Origin of the sequence: uncultured Ralstonia sp., assembly GCA_913056305.1 — a bacterium.
In the GTDB taxonomy this organism is placed as follows: domain Bacteria; phylum Pseudomonadota; class Gammaproteobacteria; order Burkholderiales; family Burkholderiaceae; genus Ralstonia.
On record CAJXMR010000311.1, the window covers coordinates 1 to 3,974 of the forward strand.

General features: G+C 64.3%; 2 protein-coding genes. Both read right to left on the bottom strand.

Annotation, left to right across the window (positions count from 1 at the left end; translation table 11 throughout):
• Positions 1-881 (bottom strand): 2-oxo acid dehydrogenase subunit E2 (locus QZ609_RS25095; RefSeq protein ID WP_295500817.1); only part of this gene is annotated, 881 nt, incomplete at its 3' end.
• A gap of 141 nt (positions 882-1,022) precedes the next feature.
• Positions 1,023-3,884 carry a 2-oxoglutarate dehydrogenase E1 component gene (locus tag QZ609_RS25100; protein ID WP_295500820.1) on the bottom strand — a complete coding sequence of 954 codons (2,862 nt, stop codon included), beginning with the start codon at positions 3,882-3,884 and terminating at the stop codon, positions 1,023-1,025.
• Between the last annotated feature and the right edge of the window lie 90 nt (positions 3,885-3,974).

Genomic DNA, 3,974 nt, shown 5'->3' on the forward strand with positions numbered 1-3,974 from the left:
ACCAGGCCGCGCGGCGAGCCGACAGCGATACCGATGTCGAAGTAGCCGTGGTAGACGATGTCGTTGCCGTCAACCGACGCGTTGATGACCGGGTACTTCTTCAGCGCGTGGACGGCCGCTTTCACGAAGAACGACATGAAGCCCAGCTTCACGCCGTGGGTCTTCTCGAACTGGTCCTTGAACTTGGCACGCAGGTCCATCACCGGCTTCATGTTGACTTCATTGAAGGTGGTGAGGATGGCGTTGGTCGACTGCGATTGCACCAGGCGCTCGGCGATACGGGCGCGCAGGCGGCTCATCGGCACGCGCTCTTCCGGACGGTCGCCCAGGGCGGCGAAGTCCACCGGCGCAGCCACTTGCTGCAGGGCCGGACGTGCGGCTTGCGGAGCGGCAGCAGCCGGGGCCGGCTTGGCGCCACCAGCGACGGCACCCAGCACGTCGCCCTTGGTGATGCGGCCATCGCGGCCGGTGCCGGCCACTTGCGAAGCCGACAGGTTCGCTTCCGCCATCAGCTTGGCAGCCGACGGCATGGCCACGCCACCAGTGGCGGCAGCAGCGGCCGGAGCAGCGGCAACCGGGGCCGGAGCGGCAGCGGCGGGAGCCGGTGCAGCGGCAGCCGGAGCAGCGGCGCCAGCCTTGCCTTCGGTGTCGATCTTCGCCAGCAGTTGCTCCGACGTGACGGTCGCGCCGTCGGCGACCAGGATCTCGGCCAGCACGCCAGCCGACGGGGCCGGCACTTCCAGCACGACCTTGTCGGTCTCGACTTCGATCAGGATTTCGTCCACGGCAACAGCTTCACCCGGCTTCTTCTTCCAGGAGATCAGCGTGCCCTCTTCAACGGACTCGGAAAACTGCGGGACCTTGACTTCAACGATAGCCATTTCGATGGTTCCTTGGATTCATGTGTGCGCGCCCGTTCTGGCGGGCCGCGCTTCAATTCGATATACGGTGGAATTCGGTCGCGAAGATGTGCCAAGGCGGCGGCTGCAATCACAGCCCTGCCGCCCTGGAACCGGTCTCGCTTACTTGGTCAGCACGAAGCCCTTGAGCTTGCCGAACGCAGCATCGATCAGCGCCTTCTGCTGCTCGTTGTGCTTGGCGTAGTAGCCCACAGCCGGCGACGCCGAGGCCGGACGGCCTGCGTAGCCCAGCTTGTGGCCCTCGGTCATGTTTTCCATGATGAAGTGCTGCACGAAGAACCAGGCACCCTGGTTCTGCGGTTCGTCCTGGCACCACACCACTTCGGCGAGGTTCGGGTACTTCTTCAGCTCGGCCGCGAACGCCTTGTGCGGGAACGGATACAGCTGTTCCACACGGATGATGGCGGTGTCGGTCAGGCCGCGTTCCTTGCGGGCGTTGACCAGGTCGTAATAGACCTTGCCCGAGCAGGCCACGACGCGCTTGATCTTGGCGGCGTTCAGCTCTTCGTGATCGGCGATCACCGTCTCGAAGTGGCCCTTGGCCAGATCGGTCAGCGGCGACACAGCGTCCTTGCTACGCAGCAGCGACTTCGGCGTCAGGATGATCAGCGGCTTGCGGAACAGGCGGATCATCTGGCGACGCAGCAGGTGGAAGATCTGCGCCGGCGTGGTCGGCTGCACCACTTGCATGTTGTGGTCTGCGCAGAGCTGCAGGTAGCGCTCGAGGCGCGCCGAACTGTGCTCCGGACCCTGACCTTCGTAGCCGTGCGGCAGCATCAGCGTCAGACCCGAGGCGCGGCCCCACTTCACCTCACCCGACGAGATGAACTGGTCGATCACGACCTGTGCGCCGTTGGCGAAGTCACCGAACTGGGCTTCCCAGATCACCAGGGTGTTCGGCTCGGCCGACGAATAGCCGTACTCGAAGCCCATCACGGCCTCTTCGGACAGCACCGAGTCGATGACCGTGAACGGTGCCTGGCTCTCCGACACGTTCTGCAGCGGGATGTAGCTGCCGGCGTCCCAGCGCTCGCGGTTCTGGTCGTGCAGCACGGCGTGGCGGTGCGTGAACGTACCGCGGCCGGCGTCCTGGCCGGTGATGCGCACCGGGTAGCCCGATGCCACCAGCGAGGCGAAGGCCAGGTGCTCACCCATGCCCCAGTCCAGCGACAGATCGCCCTTGCCCATCTTGGCGCGGTTGTTGACGACGTTCTCGACCAGCGGGTGCAGCTTGAAGTGGTCGGGGATGGCGGTGATGCGCTCGGCCAGACGCTTGAGTTCGGCCATCGGCACAGCGGTGTCGGCCGAGTCCGTCCACTTGCGGTTCAGGAACGGCATCCAATCCACTGCGAACTTGTTCTTGAAGTTCGACAGCACCGGGTCGACCGTGTGCTTACCGGCGTCCATGGCGGCGCGGAATTCCTGCACCAGGCCATCCGGCTCTTCGGTTTTCAGCGTGGCTTGCGCGACGAGCTTATCTGCGTACAGCTTGCGCGTGCCGGGGTGCGTGCCGATCTTCTTGTACATCAGCGGCTGCGTCATCGCCGGCGTGTCCTGCTCGTTGTGGCCGAGCTTGCGGAAACAGATGATGTCGACTGCGATGTCCTTCTGGAACTCGGTGCGGAAGTCGATGGCCAGCTGCATGGCCAGCACGACGGCTTCCGGATCGTCGCCGTTCACGTGCAGGACCGGCGCTTCGATCATCTTGACCACGTCGGTGCAATACAGCGTCGAGCGCGAGTCGCGCGGGTCCGACGTGGTGAAGCCGATCTGGTTGTTGATGACGAGGTGGATGGTGCCGCCCGTGCCGTAGCCGCGCGTCTGCGCGAGGTTGAGCGTTTCCATCACAACGCCCTGGCCGGCGAAGGCCGCGTCACCGTGCACCTGCACGGCCAGCACTTGCGCGCCGTGCTTGTCGTCGCGGCGCTCCTGGCGTGCCTTGACCGAGCCTTCCACGACCGGGTTGACGATTTCCAGGTGCGACGGGTTGAACGCCAGCGACAGGTGGACGGGGCCGCCCGGGGTGGTCACGTCGCTCGAGAAACCCTTGTGGTACTTGACGTCGCCGGCCGGCAGGTCGTCCACGTGCTTGCCTTCGAATTCAGCAAACAGGTCGGCCGGCATTTTGCCCAGCGTGTTGACCAGCACGTTCAGACGGCCGCGGTGGGCCATGCCGATCACGATTTCCTGCACGCCCTTGGCGCCGGAATGCTGGATCAGCTCGTCCATGGCAGCGATGAAGCTCTCGCCGCCTTCCAGCGAGAAGCGCTTCTGGCCGACGTACTTGGTGTGCAGGAAGCGCTCGAGGCCTTCAGCGGCCGTCAGGCGTTCCAGGATGTGCTTCTTCTTCTCAGCGGAGAACGTCGGCTTGGAGCGGATGCTCTCCAGACGCTCTTGCCACCAGCGCTTCTGCGCCTGGTCGCTGATGTACATGAACTCAGCGCCGATCGAGCCGCAGTACGTTTCGCGCAGGTTGTTGACCAGCTCGCGCAGGCTCATCGTTTCCTTGCCGAAATACGTGTTGCTGGCGTTGAAGACGATGTCCTGATCGGCTTCGGTAAAACCGTAGAAGGCCGGGTCGAGATCCGGCACCGGCGGGCGCTCCTGACGCTTGAGCGGGTCAAGATCGGCCCAACGCAGGCCCACGTTGCGGTATGCAGCCACCAGCTGCGTCGCGGCGACGCGCTTGCGACCCATGTCGGAATCGGCAGACGCGACGATCGTCTTGATCGGGCCTTGCTTGGCGCGCTCAGCGAACGAGGTGACGATGGGGGCGTGGGGGATATCCCGGGCGTTGGAACCGTCGACGGCGGGGACGTTCTGCAGCGCATCGAAATACGCGCGCAGTGCCTCGCTAACGGACGTGGGATCTTGAAGATACGCTTCGTACTGGTCTTCAACGTAAGCGGCATTGCCGCCGGACAGATACGAGGTATCCAGGTACTGCTTATACAGCTCAGTCATTGGGCGCTCACCTTTCTCCGGGTCTGCCGGAGTTCAGCGGGTTCATCAACCTTCCGCGACACGGCTTGACCGGTTAGCGGATCGCAAACT